This is a genomic window from Bradyrhizobium sp. U87765 SZCCT0048 (assembly GCF_018131225.1).
Lineage (GTDB): Bacteria > Pseudomonadota > Alphaproteobacteria > Rhizobiales > Xanthobacteraceae > Bradyrhizobium_A.
In genome coordinates, this window is record NZ_JAFCMM010000001.1 from 1 (window position 1) to 22830 (window position 22830).

Consider the following 22830-nt stretch of genomic DNA (forward strand, 5'->3'; position numbering starts at 1 on the left):
GGCAGGTCAGCCGCGAAAGCAGACGAACCCAGCGCGATCAGCGCCACGGTGCCCAGCAGGATCTTCTTCATCACGTAGTCTCCACTTCAATCCCCACCACCACGAAGGTGGCTCGATGTTTTTTGTCGTCGCGAACGCCCGACGTTGAAAGTCACTATACAGGCGCCCGGTGCAAAAAGCCGTCTCTCAAATGCAACACTCGACAGCGAAGTGGTGCGCGCTAAGTTCAGGATTTATTTAGCATATTTCGCCCCGCAGTTCCCTTCTCGGAACCGTATTTCGGGCCGGTTCTTGCCACATTTGGCGGGCGCGACGAATGCATTCGTTTGCATCACAGCACCAAACGCCATAAATGTTTTGCCATCGGAACATAATGGGAACATAGTGTGTCGAAGACATCGATCGGCGATCGATGAGGGATCGGTAGTGGATAACCCGCCGGAGGCCGCCAGACGGTGGCGCGAGCGGGTATAGGGTCAATTTCAGAAAAAAGCGCCCGACCGGTGATGGCACCGATCGGGGGACAGAGCGTTGGAGAGTTGCGATGGCAGGAAGTGTGAACAAGGTCATTCTGGTTGGAAACCTCGGGGCCGATCCCGAGATCCGGCGGACCCAGGACGGGCGGCCGATCGCAAACCTGCGGATTGCGACTTCGGAGACCTGGCGCGACAAGGGCACCGGCGAGCGCAAGGAAAAGACCGAGTGGCATCGCGTGGTGATCTTCAATGAAGGGCTCTGCAAGGTCGCCGAACAGTATCTGAAGAAGGGTGCCAAGGTTTACATCGAGGGCGCGCTGCAGACCCGTAAATGGACCGACCAGAGCGGCGTCGAGAAATTCTCCACCGAGGTGGTGCTGCAGGGCTTCAATTCGACCCTGACCATGCTCGACGGTCGCGGCGGCGGTGGTGGCGGCTTCTCGGACGATGCTGGCGACTTCGGGTCGAGCGGCGTGTCGAGCCCGGCGCCGCGCCGTGCGGTGTCCGGCGGCGGCGGTGGCGGTGGTGGCCGCGGCAGCAGCGACATGGACGACGAGATTCCGTTCTGACGTTCGGGGTTTTAAAGCCCGTGAATGCGTCGGGCGCTTTCTTCGGTCCAGCGATGGATGGGAGAAAGCGTCCGATTTGATTTCCGGCCCTGGTGACCTGCAGGGCGTCCCGTTGAGATCGGACGTGGCGGGGTCTGCAGCTTAGGCTTTAGCGGCGACCAATTCCGGCATAAGCTCGGAGCGCTGCTCCTGCAGCCGGCGGTGTTGGTTTTCCGTGGTGCCGCCGAGGTTTTCGGACCGGTCGGCGATCGGCAGACTGGTCATCCGCTGGACGATATGCGCACATGGCTCTCTGGCCAGTCGACTCCGTCAGGATCGAGCGCCTCGATACCGGAGGCTGGCGCGTCATTCGCTGTCTGGCCAACGCCGCGGATGTCCCGATTGCAGACTTTGTGTCTCACGCCGACGCCCGGGAATGGGTGGACTGGAAGTTGGGCCGTCCGAATATCAACCGGTATGCCATCGGCGGCGATCTCGCACAGTTGCAACTGATCGATGTGGCCGTCGAGCCGCGATCGAGTGCTGACGGCGCGAAGCTCGAGACGGCGCTGTCGCAACTGGCGGCCGAAGATCCGGCTTTCACGGTCTCGATTGATCCGCAGTCCGGGCTGCGCCTGTTGAAGGGTGTCAGTGAGGCGCATCTGCACGCCAAGATCGAAGCCCTCCGGTGGACCCACGACATCGAGGTTCGCGTTGGTTCGCTTCAGGTGGCATTTCGCGAACGCATTACCCGGCTTGTAGAAGTGGCCTATTCTTACCGGAGGCGGACTGTCGGTTGGGGTCCATCCGTCTGTCTGACGATCATCGTCGAGCCGAACGATGCCGGCAAAGGTCGGGAGTTCACTTCAGGTATCCCGGCGGATGCTTTGCCGAAGCCATGCCTTGCCGGGATTGAAAAGGGGCTGGTTTCCGCGCTCGATGCTGGTGTTGTTGCCGCGTTTCCTGTGGTGGATGTCAAGGTGCGGCTGGTTGAGGCGCTCTGTCACGATGTTGCGTCATCGGCATACGACCTTGAACTGGCGGCGCGCGCGGCTTGCCATGAGGCCTTGCAGAAAGGACATCCTGTCCTGCTTGAGCCGATCATGGCCGTCGAGGTGGTGAGTCCCGAGAGGTATGCCGCCGCCATCCTGTCGGATTTGCGGCGCCGAAACGCGCAGGTCGAGCGGCAAGACGTTTGGGATCAGGTCATCGTCGTCAATGCGACGGCATCGCTCATGAACATGTTCGGGTATGAAAATGTCCTTCGCTCGACGAGTGAAGGACGCGCAGCCTTCACGATGTGCTTCGATCACTATGCTCCGGTGTCACCGCCAAACGATGACCCGACATTTCCGTCTGCGATGGCGATGCGAGGCTCGCAGTTTACCGTGTCGAACTCACACCAGCCCGGCGATGTGCAGCGCGATGCCGGCTGAGGCACAGGCGCCGAGGGTCGGCAGCATGCCGAGGTTGAAGCGAAAGATCGCGAGCGCTGCGCCGACGGCGAGCGCGAGCGCCCAGGGATCGGCACTCGCCAGCACCGGTGCGTCGAAGCTCAGGCCATAGCCGTGCACCGGCACCACATCACGGAAGATGGTGTGGATCGCGAACCAGATCGCGAGGTTCAGGATCACCCCGACCACCGCCGCGGTGATCGCGGACAACGCGCCGGCCAGCGCGCGGTTGCCGCGCAGCCGCTCGATGAACGGCGCGCCGAGAAAGATCCACAGGAAGCAGGGTGTGAAGGTCACCCAGGTGGCGAGCAATCCGCCGAGCGTGCCGGCGACGACCGGCGGCAGCGTGCCGGGATCGCGGAACGCGGCCATGAAGCCGACGAACTGCAGCACCATGATCAGCGGCCCGGGCGTGGTTTCGGCCATGCCGAGACCATCGAGCATCTCGCGCGGCTGCAGCCAGTGATAGTGATCGACCGCCTGCTGCGCCACGTAGGCGAGAACCGCATAGGCGCCGCCGAAGGTCACCATCGCCATCTTGCTGAAGAACACCGCGATCAGCGTAAACACGTTGGCTGATCCAGCCATGACAACAAGCGCCGCCACCGGCGTCAGCCAAAGCAGCAGCCAGAGCGTTGCGACCCGCAGGGTGCGGGCGATCGTTGGCCGGGCGTGATCGGGCAGCCGATCGCCGAGCAGGCTGTCGACCAGCGCCGTGTCAGTCTTGCTGTCGTGGGGGGCGGTCGGCGCGAACGCGGCAAGTCGTGCGCGTCCGCCAACGCCGCCGATCACCCCGGCGGCGAGGATGATCAACGGGAACGGTGCGTCGAAGAAGAAGATGGCGACGAAAGCCGCCGCCGCCAGGCCCCGCATCACGCGGGTCTTGAGCGCGCGGCGGCCGACCCGCACCACGGCCTGCACGACGATCGCGAGCACTGCAGCCTTCAGGCCGAAGAACAGCGCGGCGACGATGCCCACCTTGCCGAACAGCGCGTAGACGTAGCTCAGCGCCATGATCGAGATCGCGCCGGGCAGCACGAACAGCCCGCCGGCCATGATGCCGCCGGCGGTCCGGTGCATCAGCCAGCCGATATAGGTGGCGAGCTGCTGCGCTTCAGGGCCGGGCAGCAGCATGCAGTAGTTGAGAGCATGGAGGAAACGGCTTTCCGAGACCCAGCGCTTCTCGTCCACCAGGATACGATGCATCACCGCGATCTGCCCGGCGGGACCGCCGAAGCTCAGCAATGCGATCCGGGCCCACACCCGGAAGGCGTCGCCGAAGCTGGGAAAGGCCGGTGTTTCGGATGGCGCGGGAAGGGCAGAAGTTGTCATTGCCTCGGTCATGCTTTGGCTTTCGGCTTCGTCTTGTGCGGCCAGTTGTGGGTTTCGTCGGTGGCGTCGCGGCACCAGCGATAGTACGCGTCGTACAGCGTCATGCCGGCCTCGAGTTGTTCGAGGTCGTCGGCGTACATGCGTGACAGCCCGAGCGAGGCCGCGAGCAAGCCGGGCGCCTCCGGTGCGAGATCGAGCCGTGCGGTATCGGCCGCGCGCACGATCGTGGCGAGGTGCTTCAGCGGTTCGGTCGCAAGGCCGAATTCTTCGACCATGACATCGAAGGTGCAGAGTTCGCCACGGTGGCTCCAGTGCACGTTCTCGATGTCGAACGGTACGGCACCGAAGCGTTCGGCGACCGCTTCGACCTGCGACGCCGTCACGAACAGGAAGACCGCGGACGGGTCGACGAAGCGGCGGATCAGCCAGGGACAGGCGATGCGGTCGATCTTCGGGCGGGCCCGCGTCACCCACACCGTGCGTCCCTGCGTGTCGCGGTCGGGAATGTGGGCCAGCGGCACGAGCGGCAGGCGCTCGCTGGCCCAGGCCTCGAAACCGCCCTCGATCACTGCGGCGGCCGATCCGGCCAAACGCAGCCAGGCGGCAGCGCCTTCGCTGAGGCTGTGGCCGTGTCGGCAGATGGCGATCACGGTCTGTCCGGCGAAGTCGGCTGCCCACAATGGCGCGCTGCGATGGTCGCGCCGGATTGCGGTCGGGATCGTGCGGGGATCGGCGGCGACGTCGTCGGCGGTGCGGACATCGATCAGCACGGGGCACGCGGCGGAGCCGACGAGGCGAAACAGCTTGTCAGGAGAAATCGTGTTGAGAGCGGGCATGCTGCGTCCTTTGACAAAAGGATGGACGCGATTCTTGGGCATGTCGCCTTGTGGGGAGATCGCTTCCCCATGGCGAAGACTACAGCCAACGCGTCCGGATTTGTCAATCGGGTCAGGATCGAGCTGCAGGCCGGATGGCTGCAAGCGGGGCGGGCATCATTCCCGTGCGAATGCCAGCCGCGTCCAGGTCACCCCGGTGCGGCGGTTCTCGGTCTGCATCGAGGCCGACGTCTGCGTTGTCAGCAGGCGCAGGCCCGCCGCCTGCGCCAGGGGCACCGTTTCCTCGGCGGTGACGGCGAACATCCGCCGGCCGTCCGGGATGGGGCCGTGTCGCAGCGTCAGGATCAGAACGCCGGCCGCCCCCAGCAGCGCCGCGACCCGCACCATCGCGCGGCTTCGCTCGGCGGCGTCGAGATGCATCCAGACGGCCGTGAGCATCACCAGGCCGAAGCTCGCTTCGTCGCCGGCAAATGTCGCAAGATCGGGCAGGCTGTCGTTGCGCCAATCGATCGCGTGGCCGCGATGCCGCGCCATGCCAGCGTCGCGAAACGCATCCAGTGGTTCGACGGCGACGACGAGATGCCCCATCGCCGCGAGCCAGGCCGCGTCGCGTCCCGACCCAGCGCCGATGTCGAGCACGCGGCTTGGCGTCTTCGGAATGAGATGCAGAACGCTCTGGTGGTGCTCGGCGCTGGACACCTGCTCCCACCGCGCGACGAGCGCTTCCGCGAGAGCAGCATAGCCTTGCGTGCCCGCCACGTGGTTGGTCGTGGAACGATCGATGGGGTCCATGTCCCTGGCCGCAGCACCGGTATTGCTCCTGACGTTTTAAGGGAGCGCCACGGCGGGCGGTAGAGCGTCGCCGGTGTTGTCCGCCGCCAAAGTTCGGCCCTGGCTGGCGCAGCCCTGCAAAGCATGTTAATAACATTAACATCGAGGGAGGTGAACGGATGTCGCTCGCGCCGCTGCTGGAGGCTTCACCTCAGACGCAGGTCCATGCGTTCGCGGCGATGGCTGCGTTCGCGCTCGGGCTGGTCCAGTTCGCGGCGCCCAAGGGAACAGTGCCGCACCGGACGCTGGGATGGATCTGGGTTCTGCTGATGCTCGCGGTCAGCGCATCGTCGTTCTACCTGCATGGCATCCGCCTGTGGGGGCCGTGGAGCCCGATTCATCTTCTGTCGGTATTCACCCCGCTGGCGCTGATCTATGCGGTGTGGGCTGCGCGCCACCACCGCGTGCGCGGGCACCGGGTCGCCATGATCTCGATCTTTTGCGGGGCGCTGGTGATCGCCGGCCTGTTCACCCTGGTTCCCGGGCGGCTGATGCACGCGGTGGTGTTCGGCGCGCGCTGAGGGCTATGCGAATCGCGCTTCGCGCGGGTGTTTCCGGGGGCTTTTCGCGGCGCTGCGAGGGCGCCCCTGCCCAATTTCTAAACTGCTGAAATAATTATGTTTTTCTAGCGCCTGAAACCACCCCGAGGGGTTGGTCGCGAGCGCTGAATCGCCTATATAAAAGCCAACGCTTTTGTGGGGATTCTTTCGTTTTGGCCGACCAAGACAATCCGGAAAATGGCTCGTCCGAGCCCGTCGATATTCGTCCGGTCTCGATCACCGATGAGATGAAGCGATCTTACCTCGATTACGCCATGAGCGTGATCGTGGCGCGTGCGCTTCCGGACGTGCGCGACGGCCTCAAGCCGGTGCATCGGCGCATCCTGTATGCGATGTACGAGAACGGCTTCGAGTGGAACAAGCCGTACCGCAAGTCGGCGCGCACCGTCGGCGATGTCATCGGTAAATATCATCCGCACGGCGACCAGTCGGTCTACGACGCGCTGGTGCGCATGGCGCAGGACTTCTCGATGCGCCTGCCGCTGATTGACGGCCAGGGCAACTTCGGCTCGGTCGACGGCGATACCGCGGCAGCCATGCGTTACACCGAGGCGCGGCTCGCCAAGGTGGCGCATACGCTTCTGGAAGACATCGACAAGGACACTGTCGACTTCCAGGCCAACTACGACAGTTCCGAGCGCGAGCCGACGGTTCTGCCGGCGCGCTTTCCCAATTTGCTGGTCAACGGCGCCGGCGGCATCGCCGTCGGCATGGCCACGAACATCCCGCCGCACAATCTCGGCGAGGTGGTCGACGCCTGCATCGCGCTGATCGACAATCCGGCGCTCAGCATCGACGATCTCATCAACATCGTGCCGGGGCCGGACTTCCCGACCGGCGGCATCATCCTCGGCCGCCAGGGCATCCGCTCGGCCTATCATCTCGGCCGCGGCTCCATCGTGATGCGCGGCAAGGTGACGATCGACACCATCCGCAAGGATCGTGAGGCGATCATCGTCTCCGAGATTCCGTATCAGGTGAACAAGGCCAGCATGGTCGAGCGCATCGCCGAGCTGGTGCGCGAGAAGAAGATCGAGGGCATCGCCGACCTGCGCGACGAATCCGATCGCGATGGCTATCGCGTCGTGGTCGAGTTGCGTCGCGACGCGGTGCCGGACGTGGTGCTCAATCAGCTCTACAAGTACACGCCGCTGCAGACCAGCTTCGGCGCCAATATGGTGGCGCTCGACGGCGGCCGTCCGCAGTTGATGAACCTCAAGGACATGCTGACGCTGTTCGTCGCATTCCGCGAGCAGGTGGTCACACGGCGCACCAAGTACCTGCTCGGCAAGGCGCGTGAGCGCGCCCACATCCTGGTCGGTCTTGCGATCGCCGTCGCCAACATCGACGAGGTCATCCGCGTCATCCGCAATTCGCCCGATCCGAACACCGCCCGCGAGACCCTGATGGCGCGCGATTGGCCGGCCAAGGACGTCGCGACCATGATCATGCTGATCGACGATCCGCGCCATCGTGTCGCCGAGGACGGCACCGCGCGGCTGTCATTCGAGCAGGCCAAGGCGATCCTCGACCTGCGCCTGCAGCGCCTGACCGCGCTCGGCCGCGACGAGATTTCCGACGAACTCGACAAGCTCGCGGTCGAGATCGCCGACTACCTCGAAATCCTGCGCTCGCGCGCCCGCGTCCAGGGCATCGTCAAGGACGAGCTCATCGCGGTGAAGGCCGAGTTCGCAACTCCGCGCCGCACCGTGATCGTCGACCAGGAAGGCGAGGTCGAGGACGAAGACCTGATCCAGCGCGAGGACATGGTGGTGACGGTGTCGCACCATGGTTACGTCAAGCGCGTGCCGCTTTCGACCTACCGTGCCCAGAAGCGCGGCGGCAAGGGGCGCTCGGGCATGCAGACGCGCGACGAGGATTTCGTCAGCCGCCTGTTCGTGGCCTCGACCCACACGCCGGTGCTGTTCTTCTCGTCGCGGGGCCAGGTCTACAAGGAGAAGGTCTGGCGTCTTCCGATGGCCGCGCCGAACGCGCGGGGCAAAGCGCTGATCAACATCCTGCCGCTGGAGCAGGGCGAGCGCATCACCACCATCATGCCGTTGCCGGAGGACGAATCGTCCTGGGCCAACCTCGACGTGATGTTCGCCACCACCGGTGGCAACGTCCGCCGCAACAAGCTGTCGGACTTCGTCGACGTGCGCCGCTCCGGCATCATCGCCATGAAGCTCGATGAGGGCGAGGCAATCGTCGACGTGCAGATCTGCACCGAGCACGACGACGTGCTGCTGACCGCCGCCGGCGGCCAGTGCATCCGCTTCCCGGTCACCGACGTGCGTGTCTTCACCGGCCGCACCTCGATGGGCGTGCGCGGCATCGCGCTTGCCGAGAAAGATACCGTCATCTCGCTGTCGATCCTGCGCCATGTCGAGGCGACCTCGGACGAACGCGTGGCCTATCTCAAGATGCGCCGCGCCGTGGCCGGCGAAGCCACCAACGAGGAGCCGGTCGAGGCCGACGGCGAGGAGAGCTCGGGCAGCTTCCAGCTCACCCAGGAGCGCTATGTCGAGATGTCGGCGCAGGAGCAGGTCGTGCTCACCGTGTCGGTCAACGGTTACGGCAAGCGCACTTCGTCCTACGAATACCGCACCACCGGACGTGGCGGCAAAGGCATCGTCGCGATGCTGGTCAACAGCCGCAACGGCAAGCTGGTCGCCTCGTTCCCGGTCGAGGACAGCGATCAGATCATGCTGGTCAGCGATGCCGGCCAGCTCATCCGCTGCCCGGTCGAAGGCATCCGTGTCGCTGGCCGTTCGACCCAGGGCGTGATCGTGTTCGACACCGCCGAGGACGAGCATGTGGTCTCGGTCGAACGTCTGACCGAGGACGCCGACAACGGCAATGGCAACGGCGCCTGATCCGGCGCGGCTTCCCTTCCAGATGCGAAAAGGCCGTCCGCGGGCATGCGGGCGGCCTTTTTCCTGGAGGCTCGGTATTGGGCGGCCTGGTGAGGCGGGATTGCCGGAAACTGCGGGGTCAGAGGTGGTCGGTGGTGACGACGCGGGCCTCGACCTTGAGCGCCGTCTTGGCGCCGGCCTTGCGCAGGCAAGCGGTTTCGAAGTTCGGCCAGGCCTGCTGCGAGCAGTCGCGTCCGACCGGGCGGATATCGAGACGGTCGCCCTTGGTGAGCGCGACCGGCACGCCGGCCTCGACCGCGGGAGCATAGCAGAGAAGGGCGATCGCGGCCGTGACGAAAGCGGCAATGGCGATCGCTGAAAGCGCCTTGATCATGGAAGTCCCCTGTTATCTGTCCGGTGCCCGTTCAGCCCGGTCGTTGACGGGCGTTGTAGGGGTCTTGCGTTTCAGCCGGTCTGCGTGCGACGCGGAAAATGGTTTCGTCGCAGGCCGAATGTGTTTCGCCGCCCCGGAAGGCACGAAACAATCCGGGAACCCGCCGGGATCGATTTGCGCCCATCCACCCATCAGACGCGGCGGCATGCCCACGGGTTCGGTCGGTTCGGCGAAATAAAACGCCGGCGGCCGGGGGAACCGGCCGCTTGCGGCTCCATCCGTGCCGGGTTACAGGGGGGGATGCCGCGCATTGCCCTTTATCCGGGGTCGTTCGATCCCGTTTCCAACGGCCACGTCGACGTGGTCCGCCAGACCGTTCGGCTGGTCGACCGCCTGGTCGTCGCCATCGGTGTCCACCCCGGCAAGAAGCCGCTGTTCTCGACCGAGGAACGGCTGGACATGATCCGGGAGGTGTTCGCGCCGCTCGCCGCCGAGGCGGGCTGCCAGGTCGACTGCACCACCTTCGACGATCTCACGGTGACCGCCGCGAAGCGGGTGGGGGCCACGGTCCTGATCCGCGGCCTGCGCGACGGCATCGACATGGCCTATGAAATGCAGATCGCCGGCATGAACCAGACCATGGCGCCGGACATCCAGACCGTATTTCTGCCGGCGTCGCCGCTGGTTCGCCCGATCACCGCCACGTTGGTGCGCCAGATCGCGGGCATGGGGGGCGATGTCTCGAGTTTCGTGCCCGCCATCGTGGCGTCACGCCTCAAGGCCAAGTTCGGCCGCTAGTGGCGGCTCGTCCATTTGCTGCCTGACGCCGGTTCCATCCGGCTTCACCCCGGGTGCCATTGCCTTCGCACCCGGTCCAACCGTTACCGAGCTTTTCTGGAGTTCCCATGATCCGAATTCTTGCCGTCCTGACTGCGCTGGTCTTTGCGGCGCCTGCGCTCGCCCAGTCGCTGCCTGCCGGTCTCGACAAGGCCAACGCCATCGTCATCGACACCACGAAGGGGCGTATCGTCTTCAAGCTGCGGCCGGACCTCGCGCCGCAGCATGCCGAGCGCATCAAGCAACTGGCGCGCGACGGCTACTACAACAACGTTCCATTCCACCGTGTGATCGAAGGCTTCATGGCCCAGACGGGCGATGGTCAGAAATTCAACGGCACCGGCGGTTCGAAGTATCCGGACCTGCAGGCTGAATTCTCCAGCGTGCCGTTCAAGCGCGGCATTGTCGGCATGGCGCGCGCCGCCTCGCTGAATTCGGCAAACTCGCAGTTCTTCATCATGTTCGCTGACGGTGCGTTCCTCAACGGCAAGTACACGGTTGTCGGCGAGGTCGTCTCGGGCATGGATGTCGTCGACAAGCTCAAGCGCGGTGAGCCGCCGGTCGATCCGGACAAGATGGTCAAGGTCCAGGTCGCTTCGGACATCAAGTAGGAGCGGCCATGACGCGGCGAACCGGACCTGCTGTTCTGTTCGCCGCTCTGATCGGCTTCACGGTGCTCGCGGCGACCTGTCGCGCGGGGGCCGAGGACGCCGGCGCCGAGGCGAAGATCGACTCCTTGAAGGAGTTGTTCGCGCATCTCGGCGGGTGCTGGAAATCACCGACGTTGCCGCCCGGAGATCCGGGCATGCAGATCACGGTCCTCGTGACCTTCAAGCGCAACGGTGAGATCTTCGGCCAGCCGAAGATCACATATGAATCGGAATACGCATCGGACGACGAGCGGCTGCTGTATCGCACCGCCGTCATGGAGACGCTGCAGCGCTGCTCGCCGATGCCGTTCACCGATGGACTTGGAAATGCCGTAGCGGGTCGTCCGATACGGTTCAGGTTTGATGCAAGACGAACCAAATCAACCGAGAAGAGAACATGGCAGACAACGAGAACACTCTGATTCTGGAAACCACCCAGGGCCCGGTCACCATCGAGATGCGTCCCGATCTCGCGCCCGGTCACGTCGCGCGGATCAAGGAGCTGGTGCGCGAAGGCTTCTATGACGGCATCGTGTTCCACCGCGTCATCGAAGGCTTCATGGCCCAGACCGGCTGCCCGCACGGCACCGGCACCGGCGGTTCCGGCAAGAAGCTGACGGCGGAGTTCAACAAGGAGCCGCACGTGCGCGGCACCGCGTCGATGGCGCGCGCCGCCAACCCGGATTCCGGCGACAGCCAGTTCTTCATTTGCTTCGACGACGCCCGCTTCCTCGACGGCCAGTACACCGTCTGGGGCAAGGTGACCTCGGGCATGGAGAACGTCGACAAGATCAAGCGCGGCGAGCCGGTGCAGAATCCGGACAAGATCGTGCGCGCCCACATGGCCGCCGACGCGACCTGATCGCCGACATGGGGCGCGGGACAACTCCCGCGCCTCGCGCCGGCCGCCGCCAGGGCCGCCGGCCTTTTGCGAACGGCTCATGCGCACCGACCTCTTCGATTTCGACCTGCCGCCGGAACGGATCGCGCTGCGGCCCGCGAGCCCGCGCGACGCCGCGCGCCTGCTGGTGGTCGGCGCGGACGGACACTGGGACGACCGCATCGTCCGGGATCTTCCGGCCCTCCTGAAGGCGGGCGATCAGCTCGTCGTCAACGACACCAAAGTCATCCCGGCCCAGCTCAGCGGCCGGCGGATCGGACGTGAGGCCGAGCCGCGCATCGAGGCGACGCTGATCAAGCGGCTCGACGGCGCGCGCTGGCAGGCGCTGGTCAAGCCGGCGAGAAAACTTCAGGTCGGCGACATCGTCCGCTTCGGCAACGAGGGACGGGTGTGCCTGCTCGGCAATCTCGATGCCACCGTCGAGCACAAGGGCGACGCCGGCGAGATCACGCTCGCCTTTGCTTTCCACGGCGCCATTCTCGACCAGGCGATTGCCGAGGTCGGCGCGCCGCCGCTGCCGCCCTACATCGCGTCCAAGCGCGCGCCGGACGACCAGGACACGGCCGACTATCAGACCATGTTCGCTGCCCATGAGGGCGCGGTGGCGGCGCCGACCGCGGGGCTGCATTTCACGCCGGCTCTCGAGGCCGCGCTGCGCGACCGCGGCGTCGGGCTGCAGCGCGTGACGCTGCATGTCGGCGCCGGCACGTTCCTGCCGGTCAAGGTCGACGACACCGCCGAACATCGCATGCATGCGGAGTGGGGCACGGTCTCGGCGGAGACCGCGGACGCGCTCAATGCCGCACGCGCGGCCGGCGGGCGCATCGTCGCGGTCGGCACCACGTCGCTGCGGCTGCTGGAGAGCGCCGCGCGCGCCGACGGCACCATCGCCCCGTTCGCCGACGACACCGCGATCTTCATCACGCCGGGCTACCGTTTTCGTGCGGTCGACGTGCTGATGACCAACTTTCACCTGCCACGCTCGACCCTGTTCATGCTGATTTCCGCGTTCGCCGGCCTCGATACGATGAAGAGCGCCTATGCCCACGCCATCGCCGAGGGCTACCGCTTCTATTCCTATGGCGACGCATCGCTGCTGTTCCGGGCCGACGGCGGAGCCGCGTCATGACCGTTCCCAATCACTTCACCTTGCTGGGCCGCGACGGCGCGGCGCGCACCGGCACGCTGACGACGCCCCACGGTGTGGTGCGCACGCCAGCGTTCATGCCGGTTGGCACCCAGGGCGCCATGAAGGGCGTGCACTGGCGCGATGTGCGCGAGGCCGGCGCCGACATTGTGCTCGGCAACACCTACCACCTGATGCTGCGCCCCACCGCCGAGCGCATCGCCGCCCTCGGCGGCCTGCAGCGCTTCACCGGCTGGGGCGGGCCGATGCTGACGGATTCCGGCGGTTTCCAGGTGATGTCGCTGGCGCAGCTGCGCAAGGTCGACGAGCGCGGTGTCGTGTTCCGTTCGCACATCGACGGCGCCAAGGTTGACCTGACGCCGGAGCGGGCCATCGAGGTGCAGCGCCTGTTCGGCTCCGACATCGCCATGCAGCTCGACGAGTGCGTGCGGCTGCCGGCCGAGCGCGCCGACATCGATCGCGCCATGCAGCTGTCGCTGCGCTGGGCCGAGCGCTGCAAGCGCGCCTTCGAGGGCGCGCCCGCGGGTCACATGCTGTTCGGGATCGTGCAGGGCGGCGATGTCGCCGAACTGCGCCGTGACAGCGCCCGCGCGCTGGTCGATATCGGCTTCCACGGCTACGCCGTCGGGGGCCTTGCGGTCGGCGAGCCCCAGCAGGTGATGCTGGACATGATCGAGGCCTGCGAGCCGCTGCTGCCGCAGGACCGGCCGCGCTACCTCATGGGGGTCGGCACGCCCGACGACATCCTGCAGGCGACGGCGCGCGGCATCGACATGTTCGACTGCGTCATGCCGACCCGCAACGGCCGCCATGGCGTCGCGTTCACGCGGCGTGGTCCGGTCAACCTGCGCAACGCCCGCCATGCCGACGATCCGCGGCCGCTCGACGAGGAGAGCCCGTGGGCGCCGGCGCGGACCTATGCCCGCGCCTATCTGCATCACCTGATCAAGGCCGGCGAGACGCTGGGCGCGATGCTGCTGTCGGAAATCAACATCGCCTATTATCAGGCACTGACGGCGGGAATGCGCGACGCCATTGCGCGGGGCGGCTTTACCGCATTCGCCGAGCAGACGCGCGCCGATTGGGCCCGGGGTGACATTGCCCCGCGCTGACAGGCGCTGTGACCGGCCGCGACGAGCGGCCGGGCGATGGTGAATTTTCAGTTACAGGCGAAACGCGCCAACGCGTGCTTGGTGACGAACCCGTAGCCGCAAGTTTCGCACGTCCACAGATAGCTGACGACGTCTTCCGACAGGAAGGCCGAGGCCTCCGCCGCGATCATCGAATCCGAACAGACCGCACAAGTGGGCAGATCGCGTTCGCGTGGAGCCGGACGGTGCGCGTTCGATGACATGATTTCAGCAAATGCTGGCATCGTGGCTCTCCTCTGATCTGGAGCCGCCCGTATCTTACACCGAAACCTTTGACGCTGTCGCAACACAAATGCGTTGGTTTCAAGAAATCCGTTTTGCGCTGCAATACCTTGCAGCACTTTGTCGCGCGCGAGGACATGCTCGCCTTCTTATGCGCGTGACGCTTGCGTGAAGCTGGCCGCGGATTCGACTTTGTCGCGAAACATGCTCAAAATGAATGGAACGATCTGCCGCTCAATTTCAGCTCGGAGACTGCCCATGGAAACGTCAGCGACCCCGTCTGCCTCGCACCGTCCCGGCCGAGGCCGCATCTACGACAGCATCGCGGACGCGTTCGGCGATACCCCCGTTGTCCGGCTGAACAAGCTGCCGCAGCAGCATGGCGTGAAGGCGACGATTCTCGCCAAGCTGGAATACTTCAATCCCGCCGCCAGCGTGAAGGACCGGATCGGTTCGGCGATGGTCTCCGCAATGGAAAAGGCCGGGGTGATCAAGCCGGACACCGTGCTGATCGAACCGACCTCCGGCAATACCGGCATCGCGCTGGCATTCGTGGCTGCTGCGAAGGGGTACCGGTTGAAGCTCGTGATGCCGGAATCGATGTCGATCGAGCGGCGCAAGATGCTGGCGTTTCTCGGTGCCGAACTCGTGCTGACCCCTGCCGCGCAGGGCATGAAGGGGGCGATCGCCAAGGCCGAGGAACTGCTGCAGACCACGCCGAACTCGGTGATGCCGCAGCAATTCAAGAACCTTGCCAATCCGGAGGTCCATCGCCGCACCACCGCGGAGGAAATCTGGAACGACACCAGCGGCAACATCGACATCTTCGTGGCCGGCGTCGGCACGGGCGGCACCATCACCGGCGTCGGGCAGGTGCTGAAACCCCGCAAGCCGTCGTTGCGGGTGGTCGCGGTCGAGCCGGAGGAGAGCCCGGTGCTGTCCGGTGGCCAGCATACGCCTCACAAGATCCAGGGCATCGGCGCCGGTTTCGTGCCTGACATCCTCGATCGCGCGGTGATCGACGAGATCGTCAAGGTCAACAGCGCGACCGCCATCGAGACCTCGCGGGCGCTGGCCCGCAACGAGGGCATTGCCGGCGGCATTTCCTCGGGCGCGGCGATCGCCGCGGCCATCGAACTCGGCAAGCGGCCGGAGAACGCCGGCAAGACCATCCTTGCGATCGTGCCGTCGTTCTCGGAACGTTATCTCTCGACGGCGCTGTTCGAAGGCATCTGACGCTGATGGCAATCGCGCAGGCGCAGCGGATCCTCGAAGCGGTGGACGCCCGCTTCGCGGAGCAGATCGCGACAACCATCGCGTTCACGTCCATTCCCAGCACGCGCGGCGCCGAGGCGCCGTGCCAGGACATGTTCGGCGACCTGATGCGAGCGCGGGGCTATGAGGTCGACGACTGGACCATCCGGGCCGAAGATCTCAGGGACCTGCGCGACTACGGGCCGGTGGAGACCGATTTTTCACGGGCGCGCACCGTGGTCGGCACCTATCGGCCGGCGACCGCGAAGGGGCGCTCGCTGATCCTGCAGGGCCACTGCGACGTCGTGCCGGCGGGGCCGCTGGAGATGTGGACGACGCCGCCGTTCGCGCCGCAGGTGCGCGACGGCTGGCTCTATGGCCGCGGCGCCGCGGACATGAAGTCGGGAACGCTCGCAGCCCTTTACGCCCTCGATGCCATTCGGCACGCCGGGCTGGCGCCGACCGCGCGCATCCATCTGCAGTCGGTGATCGAGGAGGAGAGCACCGGGCTCGGTGCACTGTCGACCGTGCAGCGTGGCTACCGCGCCGACGCCTGCCTGATCCCGGAGCCGACAGGCGGTGCGCTGGTGCGCGCCCAGGTCGGGGTGATCTGGTTCCGCATCAAGGTGCGGGGGCGCCCGGCTCATGTGTTCGAGGCCGGCGTCGGCGCCAACGCCATCAAGGCGGCGATGGACCTGATCCGGGCGCTCGAGGGGCTGGAGGCCGACTGGAACGCACGCGCGGCGGACGATCCGCATTTCAGCGGCGTCAGGCACCCGCTGAACTTCAACCCCGGCATCATCAAGGGCGGCGACTGGGCGTCCAGCGTGCCGTCGTGGTGTGACCTCGATTGCCGGATCGCGATCCTGCCGGGCTGGAGGCTCGCTGATTGTCAGAAAGAGATTGAGGCCTGTGTCGCGGCGGCGGCGAAGGCTCATCCATTCCTCGCGGACAATCCACCCGAGGTCGTGTGGTCGGGCTTCCTGTCGGAAGGCTTCACACTCGCGCCCGGCAGCGAGGCCGAGGCGGCGCTGCGACGGGCCTACGGCGACGTCTATGGCGGCGATCTGCCGGATCTGAGCTTCACCGCGATCACCGACACCCGCTACTACGCCCATCACGGCATTCCCTGCCTGTGCTTCGGCGCGACGGCCAAGCGCATGCACGGCTTCGACGAGTGTGTCGAGCTGGAATCGCTGCGCAAGACCACGCGGGCGATTGCGCTGTTCGTCGCGGACTGGTGCGGCGTGGAGAGCCTCTGAATTCAGCGCGTCCGCGTGGGTCCGGTGCAGGCGAGGTGGTGCGACATTCGCACCGGGCGGTTGCCACGGCTTTGACATGATCGCCGGACACAGATGATGTCGTGATCGGCCATCGTGGCCGATCCTTCAGGCCGGCAGAAGGAGGATTGCAACATGACAGATCTTGTTCACGTCGCCCTCCGAGGCGTCGCCGGCTAGGCTTGTCTTCAGCCTTCATGTCGGCGGCGGAATTGCCAACCGACCTGAAGGACATATTTCCCTTGATCCATCTTTTTGGCTGGTCTGACCAAGACGGTCAGGCCTTCGCGCCCTATGCGGCGCTGGGTTACGTGCCGGGACGCGTCGTCGTCCAGCAGCGTGGCCTTTCTACGCTCGTCACCGACCATGGCGAGCTTCTGGCGCGGCTGTCCGGACGCCTCGTGCACGAGGCGGAGGAGGGCGGCCATCCTGTCGTCGGCGACTGGGTCGCCGCCGCGCCGCGGCCCGCAGAAGGCTCGGCGACGATCCACGCGCTGCTGCCGCGCCGCACGAGCTTCGTGCGCAAGGCCGCGGACTCGCTGCAGACCGTGCAGGTGGTCGCGGCCAACGTCGACGTCGCTTTCCTGGCGACGTCGATGAACGCCGACTTCAACCTGCGGCGGCTCGAGCGTTATCTCGCAGCCGCCTGGCAGAGCGGCGCCCGACCCGTGATCGTGCTGACCAAGGCGGATCTGTGCGCAACGCCGGACGTCATGATTGCGGATGCCGCAGCCGTGGCGTTCGGCGTGCCGGTGCTCGCGGTGTCGGCATTGACGGGCGAGGGGATGGCGGATCTCGCGGCGCACCTCCGGCCCGGCGAAACCTGCGTGCTGGTCGGCTCGTCCGGCGCGGGCAAATCGACCCTCGTCAACGCGCTCGCGGGGGCCGAGCGGATGGCCACGGCGGCGATCCGCGCGGACGATGCGCGTGGCCGCCACACCACGACCCATCGCGAGCTGGTGCGGTTGCCCGGCGGCGCGCTGATCCTCGACACGCCGGGCATGCGCGAACTCGGCCTGATGGATGCGGACGACGGTCTCGGCCATGCGTTCGAGGACATCGAGGCGCTGGCGCAGGCCTGTCGCTTCGCCGACTGCCATCACGGCGACGAGCCTGGCTGTGCGGTTCGCGGGGCGCTTGCAGCCGGAACGCTGGAGGAGGCGCGCTGGCGCAGCTTCCAGAAGCTGCAACGCGAGCTCGCCCATCTCGAGCGCAAGGACGATCGCGTCGCGCGCGCGGCCCAACGCCGGCAATGGGCCGTGATCAACAAAGCGCAGCGTGCGGCGCGCAAGCGCCGCGACGACTGGTAGGCCGACAACCCCGTCATGGGCCTGGGCGGTGCAGCGTGCGCCGCCCACGGCATCAGCGTCGGGCCTGAGCGTCGGACCTCAGCGTGCGGTGATGCGGAACGCCGGGGAGTGATCGGGCTGGGTGGTGACGACGCCCACGGGCATCACCGGCTTGTCGTCCTGCAGCTCGACGCGGAAGGTGCCGATGATCTTGGCGAGCGCGAGCGTGGCCTCGACCAGCGCGAAGTGCGCGCCGATACACACCCGCGGGCCGACGCCGAACGGCAGGTAGGCGAAGCGATCCGGCGGCGGCCCCGTCATGAAGCGTTGCGGCATGAACGCGTCGGGATTGTCCCAGAGCTTGTGATGGCGGTGCAGCAGCCAGGGCGCGACGAAGATCGCATCGCCCTTGCGCACGGCGCGGCCATCGATGGTGTCGGGCCCGCCGGCGGAGCGTGCGATCAGGTAGGCGGGCGGATAGAGCCTCAGGGTTTCGTCGAGCACGGCGCGCGCGAACTTGAGCTTGTCGGCATCGGGCTCGCCGGCGGCGCTCGCGGCGCGGGCCTCGCGTGCCACCTGGTCCTGCGTTGCATGATCCTGCGCCAGCAGGAACAGCGACCAGAACAGCGCGGTCGCCGTGGTCTCGTGGCCGGCCAGGATCATGGTCGCGACCTGGTCGATCAGGTTGTCGTCGGTGAAGGCCTGTCCGGTCTCCGGATCGCGCGCGGCGACCATCAGGTCGAACAGGTCGCGCGGGGCCTCATCGGGCTTGGCGGCGGCGCGCCGTTCGGCGATCAGCATCCGCACGAAACGCGTCCAGCGCCGGCGGAAGAACTTGCGTTCGATGTCCTGAAAGGTCGGCCAGCCCAGCGGCAGCAGCAGGTCGAACAGATGAGGACGGGCGAGGCGCGAGGCGTACTCGATGACGAAGCTGCGCAGCGCCGGGCCGTGCTCGGCCATGCCGAACGAGAACATGGTGCGGCCGGCGATCTCCAGCGTCATGCGCTGCATCGCCTCGCGCAGGTCGATCGGCTGCCCCTGCTGCGTTCGCAGTTCGGCAATGATCTCGTTGGTGACCGCGATCATATGCGGCACGAGCGTCGTGACGGCGCGCGGGGTGAACGCCGGCGCGAGCGTGCGGCGCTGGTGCTTCCAGGTCTTGCCTTCGGCCAGCAGCAGGCCTTCGCCGAGCATCGGCTGCAGCACACGGATGCCGGGCGGCGTCCGGAGATAGTTTTCGTAGTTGTCGATGAGGACGTGGCGGATGCTCGCCGGATCGTTGAGGATGAAGCTGCTGCGACCGAGGAAGCGGCCGTGCAGGATGTCCTCCTGGTAGGCGCGCTCGCCCCAGGTGGCGATGCCGCTGCGGCGCATCGCCAGCAGGCGGCGGAACGTCGACATCGTCTGCGGCGGATATGGCGGGCGGGGCGGCACCAGTGGCGTGCGCGCCACCGGCAGGTCATAGACTTCGGCAAGGCTCATGGGCCGCTCCGCGATCACCCGCACCGAACCGGTGCATGATGATCATATCGGAGGCCGCCGCGGCATTTCAAAGACGTTTTCCGCCGCGCCGCGGATCAAATCCGCGGCGGAGCCGGTTACCGTGTTCCCATCCGCTGGCTGCCGTCGAGCAGTCCCGCGTAGAAGCGGAGCACATGGCCCCACATCGCCTGGTTGGCGCGCATCACATCCCGTGCCATCACAACCGACAGCGGCGCTGTGGCGCGAGGCGCGGGCTTGGTGACGAGCGCAGCGCTGCGGCTGAGATCGACCGTGCCGGTCGCCTCGCCACGACGGAAGCTGAGGTGGGCACCGAACTTGTTGGCCAGCGCCTTCATCGCCTCGTTCTGTCCACCGGTGGTGATGCGCAGGCGCGTATAGCCCTTGCGCTGCGCCTCCTCCAGCAACTGCTCGAACAGGGCGCTGCCAACGCCCTGACGGCGGATGCGGGTTTCGACGCTGAAGGCGATTTCCGGCTCGCCGTCCAGAGATTGTTCCGGTCCATGGAGCTCGGCGGCGCCGCGCACCACGCCGTCCTGCAGGTAGGCGATCACGATCGCACCGTTCTCGAACGAGCGCGCCGCATAGCTCCTGAGAAATTCCTCGCTGATGCCGCCGTTGAAGCGGTCGTGCCGACTCTCCGGCTCCAGGCGCAACAGATGGTCGCGCAACAGATGCTGTTCGTCAGCCTTCAGGACGCGGATCACTCCGGTCCCCGACGTCGACCGGATGGTCGCAACATCGCTCATGACAAATTCTCCTCATGGTTGCCCGTGAGGACGTCTCGTATCCCTATTGATGTCTATATGTTGCGACGCAGCATAAATTTCAAGAGATGAATTATAAATTTTGTGACGAAATAATTCCTGTTTTATCAGCGGCTTGACCCGGTTCCGGCGGAGATCGCAAGGCCACCCCCGGCCTGAATGCAGGTCGATCCGCCCTCGATCTGGACGAAGCCCGGCCCAAACTGCGAACAAGGATTCGATGTTCGGGCCCGGACCGGCGCCGTGGTGGTGGAGGCCGGCGGCTTCGTCGACCACGCTGCCGAGCCGGCACGTGCCGGATCCTGCCGGGTGCGCCCGGGCGCCAGGTCGTCGGCGTGGGCGGACAACGGCAACAGCACGAGCAGGGCAATCATCGCGGGGCGGGACATGGTGACTCCTGTGGAGCGGCCGAGCGCAACACGGTTCGGCCGGGTCTGTCAATTTCGCTGCGGATATCCGCCGCAAAGCTTTCGTCATTGTGGGCTAGGGATGGTCCCGGACGAGGCCCGGTGCGCTATGCTCGCCGCGAATCCACCCCACCGATTGCCAGCCAGGAAGCCGCCGAATGTCGAAACAAGCAATGCGTGAAGAGGCCGAGCGGCTGATGCGCGAGGCCCTCGAACGCAAGTCCGTCGTCGTCAAGCAGGGCGACACGCGGATCGAGACCAAATGCGGCAAATGCGGCGCGCCGAACCGTGTCTCGGCGCCCAAGGGCGTCTCCCGTGTCGCTTTCGCCTGTAAGGAATGCGGGCAGAAGCAGGAGACGCTCTGACGCGCGGCCGCGGCGCGCGCCTTCGGGTCCGAGCGGTTCGCTCCGCCGCTTGACAATGATGTTCTCTTTTTGTTCTAATCGGTCTCATCGAACTGTGAGGCCGCCATGAACCACGAACTCGCGGGCAAGACCCGGGACATCATTCGCCTGTGGAACGCCATGCGCATGCATGAGCGCGGCAGCGACACCACGCGGCTGTTCGCGCTGCGCGACGAACTGCGTCGTGCGATCGCTGAGCGGGACCGGATGGTGCTCGAAAAGCGTCTCTATGACCGGGCAAGTTGAACTACGTATGCGTATCAACGAATACGCATGTCCGTGGGCAATGAGAGCTGATGAAGTCAGCCTTGGGAGCGTCTTTATGAAGAGCGTGGGCGGGATGCTGGCTGCGGTGTTGATTGCGGTCAGCCTCGGGGGATGTGCGGCTTCGCGGCAGGAGGTTTCGGCTCGCCTGGGCGAGCGCTTTATCGGGAACAACGTTGATCAACTGGTTGCCGAGTATGGTCCACCGAGTTCGTTTTTCAAAATGAATAGCGGCGACACCGCCTATGTCTGGCAGCTGTCGGCTCAGACTGACATTCAAACGGATCGCGGGAGCGGATTTGCTCAGACGCGCTTCTGCAAGGTCAACGTCATCGCGGCTCCGAATGGAGTTGTCCGTCAGTTGACCACCGAGGATTCCAATGCCGGCGGCGGCCTCTATGGAGCAGTGGGCCTCTACGGCAGTATCTGCGCCCAGCGTTTGGGAATTCCGCACCGTTCGTCATAGAGCATGGAGCGCGCCGGTCGGGCGGGCATCACATGTGTGGTTGCAGCGTGGCCGTGCGGTCGCGCTGCGCGTTATACTCGCCGAGAACGATCGTAGGGTGCAGCAGGAATCGTCCTGCGTCAGGTCGAACAGATCGCCAGAGGCCTGTCAGGACGCCGGCGGCCGCTCGCCCTGGAATTGGATGGCGCACTTCTTCATGATCGATGCCTGTTCGACAGCGACCATCTGACCTTTGAGGTTGGCGAGTTCGGCCGCAGTTTGTCCGTCTCCGCCGACGAGGAATGCAGCCGGCCAGAAAATCACAACAGCGGCGGTCGTCGCGATTGCGTCATTGGTTCGCTTCTGGTCCTGCGCTCCCGACACGATGGCGGCTCGGCTCGACAAGGCCTGTGCCTCCATGGTGAGCTGCTGGCAGGTGTAGTTCTGATAAGTGACCGGTGAAATGTAGGTTCCCTGAATTTCCTTCGAACTCGACGCACAGCCAGCAACCGTCATGGCCACAACGGCCACGAACCCAAGTTTATACATCAAAATGAACTCCCCAGACCCCGGCGCAATCTTCGTGCAACCGGAGCGGGAGTGCAAGGTTGGCTGTGAATAAATACCTCGCGGGCGAATGGCTCAGGAGGACGCCCGCTACGCTGCCGGACATCTCCAGGGGTGGGCTAGCGGCTCCATCCCTGCATCTCGGCAGCCGCTGGTGTGGGACGATCCGGGTGACGGGCGCGATGATGCGCGGCAGACCAGACGGGCGCGCTTCCGAAACCTGTATCGAAGCGCGCTGCGGAAAACCGCCGAGGTTCCGTGGCCACAAAACTGCGAGCTATTTGAATGGTGCGGTTTCATGGTGAGCGCGGAGGGACTCGAACCCTCGACCCCATGATTAAAAGTCACGTGCTCTACCGGCTGAGCTACGCGCTCACGTGACGCGCTGTGTAGGGGGCGAGCCCCCCGGGGTCAATAGTTGTCCGGTTCCGGAGCCCTGCCTGTGGACCAATGCGCGTG

The 22830-nt window shown here is 65.7% G+C and carries 26 protein-coding genes and 1 tRNA gene; 16 read left to right on the forward strand and 11 right to left on the reverse strand.

The window, feature by feature from the left end; genetic code table 11:
* Window positions 1-544: 544 nt before the first annotated feature.
* On the forward strand, window positions 545-1045 hold the full coding sequence (locus JQ639_RS00005) for a single-stranded DNA-binding protein (RefSeq protein WP_211969896.1): 501 nt from the start codon (window positions 545-547) through the stop codon (window positions 1043-1045).
* A 141-nt stretch (window positions 1046-1186) separates the two neighbouring features.
* Here JQ639_RS00005 and JQ639_RS35465 read toward each other — a convergent pair whose 3' ends face one another.
* Window positions 1187-1309, reverse strand: a complete 123-nt coding sequence (locus JQ639_RS35465) for a hypothetical protein (RefSeq protein ID WP_256443094.1) — start codon at window positions 1307-1309, stop codon at window positions 1187-1189.
* Window positions 1310-1329: 20 nt separating this feature from the next.
* Here JQ639_RS35465 and JQ639_RS00010 point away from each other — a divergent pair, with 20 nt between their 5' ends.
* Window positions 1330-2460: a translation factor GTPase family protein gene (locus JQ639_RS00010; RefSeq protein ID WP_211969897.1), complete on the forward strand. Its 1131-nt coding sequence runs from the start codon at window positions 1330-1332 to the stop codon at window positions 2458-2460.
* On the opposite strand, the gene chrA is transcribed toward JQ639_RS00010, so the two are convergent.
* The 3 genes from chrA to JQ639_RS00025 form a co-directional block, all read right to left on the reverse strand.
* Entirely contained in the window at window positions 2422-3822 is a 1401-nt protein-coding gene (chrA, locus tag JQ639_RS00015; RefSeq protein ID WP_211969898.1) for a chromate efflux transporter, read from the reverse strand. The two genes, JQ639_RS00010 and chrA, sit on opposite strands and share 39 nt — an antisense overlap.
* On the reverse strand, window positions 3819-4646 hold the full coding sequence (locus JQ639_RS00020) for a chromate resistance protein ChrB domain-containing protein (RefSeq protein WP_211970149.1): 828 nt from the start codon (window positions 4644-4646) through the stop codon (window positions 3819-3821). Before JQ639_RS00020 ends, chrA begins: the two co-directional genes overlap by 4 nt.
* Window positions 4647-4802: 156 nt before the next feature.
* Entirely contained in the window at window positions 4803-5285 is a 483-nt protein-coding gene (locus tag JQ639_RS00025; protein WP_502748151.1) for a class I SAM-dependent methyltransferase, read from the reverse strand.
* Between the two features lie 311 nt (window positions 5286-5596).
* Here JQ639_RS00025 and JQ639_RS00030 point away from each other — a divergent pair, with 311 nt between their 5' ends.
* Both JQ639_RS00030 and gyrA read left to right on the forward strand, forming a co-directional pair.
* Complete coding sequence (locus JQ639_RS00030; protein WP_211969900.1) at window positions 5597-5998, forward strand: DUF2306 domain-containing protein; 402 nt, start codon at window positions 5597-5599, stop codon at window positions 5996-5998.
* Between the two features lie 191 nt (window positions 5999-6189).
* Window positions 6190-8913, forward strand: a complete 2724-nt coding sequence (gene gyrA, locus JQ639_RS00035) for a DNA gyrase subunit A (protein ID WP_211969901.1) — start codon at window positions 6190-6192, stop codon at window positions 8911-8913.
* Window positions 8914-9031: 118 nt separating this feature from the next.
* Here the strand turns inward: gyrA and JQ639_RS00040 are convergent, their stop codons facing one another.
* Window positions 9032-9286: a hypothetical protein gene (locus JQ639_RS00040; protein WP_211969902.1), complete on the reverse strand. Its 255-nt coding sequence runs from the start codon at window positions 9284-9286 to the stop codon at window positions 9032-9034.
* Between the two features lie 300 nt (window positions 9287-9586).
* On the opposite strand from JQ639_RS00040, the gene coaD reads away from it, so the two are divergent.
* From coaD to tgt, 6 genes are all read left to right on the forward strand, one after another.
* On the forward strand, window positions 9587-10084 hold the full coding sequence (gene coaD, locus JQ639_RS00045; protein WP_211969903.1) for a pantetheine-phosphate adenylyltransferase: 498 nt from the start codon (window positions 9587-9589) through the stop codon (window positions 10082-10084).
* Window positions 10085-10191: 107 nt separating this feature from the next.
* Window positions 10192-10734 carry a peptidylprolyl isomerase gene (locus tag JQ639_RS00050; protein ID WP_211969904.1) on the forward strand — a complete coding sequence of 181 codons (543 nt, stop codon included), beginning with the start codon at window positions 10192-10194 and terminating at the stop codon, window positions 10732-10734.
* Window positions 10735-10742: 8 nt separating this feature from the next.
* Window positions 10743-11195 (forward strand): UCP034077 family protein, encoded by a 453-nt coding sequence (locus tag JQ639_RS00055; protein WP_211969905.1) that lies wholly within the window; start codon window positions 10743-10745, stop codon window positions 11193-11195.
* The gene (locus JQ639_RS00060) at window positions 11171-11635 is read left to right on the forward strand and encodes a peptidylprolyl isomerase (protein ID WP_211969906.1); all 465 of its coding nucleotides are present in this window, start codon (window positions 11171-11173) and stop codon (window positions 11633-11635) included. The genes JQ639_RS00055 and JQ639_RS00060 overlap by 25 nt, the downstream gene beginning before the upstream one ends.
* A gap of 79 nt (window positions 11636-11714) precedes the next feature.
* Window positions 11715-12803, forward strand: a complete 1089-nt coding sequence (gene queA, locus JQ639_RS00065; protein WP_211969907.1) for a tRNA preQ1(34) S-adenosylmethionine ribosyltransferase-isomerase QueA — start codon at window positions 11715-11717, stop codon at window positions 12801-12803.
* A complete protein-coding gene (tgt, locus tag JQ639_RS00070) occupies window positions 12800-13933 on the forward strand; it encodes a tRNA guanosine(34) transglycosylase Tgt (RefSeq protein WP_211969908.1) in 1134 nt (377 codons plus the stop codon). Before queA ends, tgt begins: the two co-directional genes overlap by 4 nt.
* Before the next feature lie 47 nt (window positions 13934-13980).
* Here the strand turns inward: tgt and JQ639_RS00075 are convergent, their stop codons facing one another.
* Window positions 13981-14196, reverse strand: coding sequence for a hypothetical protein (locus JQ639_RS00075; RefSeq protein WP_211969909.1), 216 nt, complete (start codon window positions 14194-14196; stop codon window positions 13981-13983).
* 256 nt (window positions 14197-14452) lie between these two features.
* On the opposite strand from JQ639_RS00075, the gene cysK reads away from it, so the two are divergent.
* The 3 genes from cysK to rsgA all read left to right on the forward strand — a co-directional run bounded on the left by cysK (window position 14453) and on the right by rsgA (window position 18038).
* A complete protein-coding gene (cysK, locus tag JQ639_RS00080; RefSeq protein ID WP_211969910.1) occupies window positions 14453-15430 on the forward strand; it encodes a cysteine synthase A in 978 nt (325 codons plus the stop codon).
* 5 nt (window positions 15431-15435) lie between these two features.
* A complete protein-coding gene (locus JQ639_RS00085) occupies window positions 15436-16710 on the forward strand; it encodes an ArgE/DapE family deacylase (protein ID WP_211969911.1) in 1275 nt (424 codons plus the stop codon).
* A 260-nt stretch (window positions 16711-16970) separates the two neighbouring features.
* Window positions 16971-18038: a ribosome small subunit-dependent GTPase A gene (rsgA, locus tag JQ639_RS00090; RefSeq protein ID WP_211969912.1), complete on the forward strand. Its 1068-nt coding sequence runs from the start codon at window positions 16971-16973 to the stop codon at window positions 18036-18038.
* Window positions 18039-18116: 78 nt separating this feature from the next.
* Here the strand turns inward: rsgA and JQ639_RS00095 are convergent, their stop codons facing one another.
* The 3 genes from JQ639_RS00095 to JQ639_RS00105 form a co-directional block, all read right to left on the reverse strand.
* Window positions 18117-19499 carry a cytochrome P450 gene (locus JQ639_RS00095; RefSeq protein WP_211969913.1) on the reverse strand — a complete coding sequence of 461 codons (1383 nt, stop codon included), beginning with the start codon at window positions 19497-19499 and terminating at the stop codon, window positions 18117-18119.
* A gap of 116 nt (window positions 19500-19615) precedes the next feature.
* The gene (locus JQ639_RS00100; protein WP_211969914.1) at window positions 19616-20266 is read right to left on the reverse strand and encodes a GNAT family N-acetyltransferase; all 651 of its coding nucleotides are present in this window, start codon (window positions 20264-20266) and stop codon (window positions 19616-19618) included.
* A gap of 125 nt (window positions 20267-20391) precedes the next feature.
* A complete protein-coding gene (locus tag JQ639_RS00105; RefSeq protein ID WP_249123616.1) occupies window positions 20392-20673 on the reverse strand; it encodes a hypothetical protein in 282 nt (93 codons plus the stop codon).
* A gap of 176 nt (window positions 20674-20849) precedes the next feature.
* Here JQ639_RS00105 and JQ639_RS00110 point away from each other — a divergent pair, with 176 nt between their 5' ends.
* The 3 genes from JQ639_RS00110 to JQ639_RS00120 all read left to right on the forward strand — a co-directional run bounded on the left by JQ639_RS00110 (window position 20850) and on the right by JQ639_RS00120 (window position 21825).
* A complete protein-coding gene (locus tag JQ639_RS00110; protein ID WP_211969915.1) occupies window positions 20850-21056 on the forward strand; it encodes a hypothetical protein in 207 nt (68 codons plus the stop codon).
* Window positions 21057-21161: 105 nt separating this feature from the next.
* Complete coding sequence (locus tag JQ639_RS00115; protein ID WP_211969916.1) at window positions 21162-21341, forward strand: hypothetical protein; 180 nt, start codon at window positions 21162-21164, stop codon at window positions 21339-21341.
* 7 nt (window positions 21342-21348) lie between these two features.
* Window positions 21349-21825 (forward strand): hypothetical protein, encoded by a 477-nt coding sequence (locus JQ639_RS00120; protein ID WP_249123617.1) that lies wholly within the window; start codon window positions 21349-21351, stop codon window positions 21823-21825.
* A 147-nt stretch (window positions 21826-21972) separates the two neighbouring features.
* On the opposite strand, the gene JQ639_RS00125 is transcribed toward JQ639_RS00120, so the two are convergent.
* Together JQ639_RS00125 and JQ639_RS00130 are read right to left on the reverse strand one after the other, a co-directional pair.
* Window positions 21973-22353 (reverse strand): hypothetical protein, encoded by a 381-nt coding sequence (locus tag JQ639_RS00125; RefSeq protein ID WP_211969917.1) that lies wholly within the window; start codon window positions 22351-22353, stop codon window positions 21973-21975.
* Window positions 22354-22670: 317 nt separating this feature from the next.
* Window positions 22671-22746 (reverse strand) — tRNA-Lys (locus JQ639_RS00130).
* Window positions 22747-22830 lie beyond the last annotated feature (84 nt).

Bases quoted from the DNA above. Each gene is read 5' to 3' on its own strand.
- JQ639_RS00005 (WP_211969896.1), top strand. From the start codon at position 545: ATGGCAGGAAGTGTGAACAAGGTCATTCTGGTTGGAAACCTCGGGGCC.
- JQ639_RS35465 (WP_256443094.1), bottom strand. From the start codon at position 1,309: ATGACCAGTCTGCCGATCGCCGACCGGTCCGAAAACCTCGGCGGCACC.
- JQ639_RS00010 (WP_211969897.1), top strand. From the start codon at position 1,330: ATGGCTCTCTGGCCAGTCGACTCCGTCAGGATCGAGCGCCTCGATACC.
- chrA (WP_211969898.1), bottom strand. From the start codon at position 3,822: ATGACCGAGGCAATGACAACTTCTGCCCTTCCCGCGCCATCCGAAACA.
- JQ639_RS00020 (WP_211970149.1), bottom strand. From the start codon at position 4,646: ATGCCCGCTCTCAACACGATTTCTCCTGACAAGCTGTTTCGCCTCGTC.
- JQ639_RS00030 (WP_211969900.1), top strand. From the start codon at position 5,597: ATGTCGCTCGCGCCGCTGCTGGAGGCTTCACCTCAGACGCAGGTCCAT.
- JQ639_RS00040 (WP_211969902.1), bottom strand. From the start codon at position 9,286: ATGATCAAGGCGCTTTCAGCGATCGCCATTGCCGCTTTCGTCACGGCC.
- coaD (WP_211969903.1), top strand. From the start codon at position 9,587: ATGCCGCGCATTGCCCTTTATCCGGGGTCGTTCGATCCCGTTTCCAAC.
- JQ639_RS00050 (WP_211969904.1), top strand. From the start codon at position 10,192: ATGATCCGAATTCTTGCCGTCCTGACTGCGCTGGTCTTTGCGGCGCCT.
- JQ639_RS00055 (WP_211969905.1), top strand. From the start codon at position 10,743: ATGACGCGGCGAACCGGACCTGCTGTTCTGTTCGCCGCTCTGATCGGC.
- JQ639_RS00060 (WP_211969906.1), top strand. From the start codon at position 11,171: ATGGCAGACAACGAGAACACTCTGATTCTGGAAACCACCCAGGGCCCG.
- queA (WP_211969907.1), top strand. From the start codon at position 11,715: ATGCGCACCGACCTCTTCGATTTCGACCTGCCGCCGGAACGGATCGCG.
- tgt (WP_211969908.1), top strand. From the start codon at position 12,800: ATGACCGTTCCCAATCACTTCACCTTGCTGGGCCGCGACGGCGCGGCG.
- JQ639_RS00075 (WP_211969909.1), bottom strand. From the start codon at position 14,196: ATGCCAGCATTTGCTGAAATCATGTCATCGAACGCGCACCGTCCGGCT.
- cysK (WP_211969910.1), top strand. From the start codon at position 14,453: ATGGAAACGTCAGCGACCCCGTCTGCCTCGCACCGTCCCGGCCGAGGC.
- JQ639_RS00085 (WP_211969911.1), top strand. From the start codon at position 15,436: ATGGCAATCGCGCAGGCGCAGCGGATCCTCGAAGCGGTGGACGCCCGC.
- JQ639_RS00095 (WP_211969913.1), bottom strand. From the start codon at position 19,499: ATGAGCCTTGCCGAAGTCTATGACCTGCCGGTGGCGCGCACGCCACTG.
- JQ639_RS00100 (WP_211969914.1), bottom strand. From the start codon at position 20,266: ATGAGCGATGTTGCGACCATCCGGTCGACGTCGGGGACCGGAGTGATC.
- JQ639_RS00105 (WP_249123616.1), bottom strand. From the start codon at position 20,673: ATGTCCCGCCCCGCGATGATTGCCCTGCTCGTGCTGTTGCCGTTGTCC.
- JQ639_RS00110 (WP_211969915.1), top strand. From the start codon at position 20,850: ATGTCGAAACAAGCAATGCGTGAAGAGGCCGAGCGGCTGATGCGCGAG.
- JQ639_RS00115 (WP_211969916.1), top strand. From the start codon at position 21,162: ATGAACCACGAACTCGCGGGCAAGACCCGGGACATCATTCGCCTGTGG.
- JQ639_RS00120 (WP_249123617.1), top strand. From the start codon at position 21,349: ATGCGTATCAACGAATACGCATGTCCGTGGGCAATGAGAGCTGATGAA.
- JQ639_RS00125 (WP_211969917.1), bottom strand. From the start codon at position 22,353: ATGTATAAACTTGGGTTCGTGGCCGTTGTGGCCATGACGGTTGCTGGC.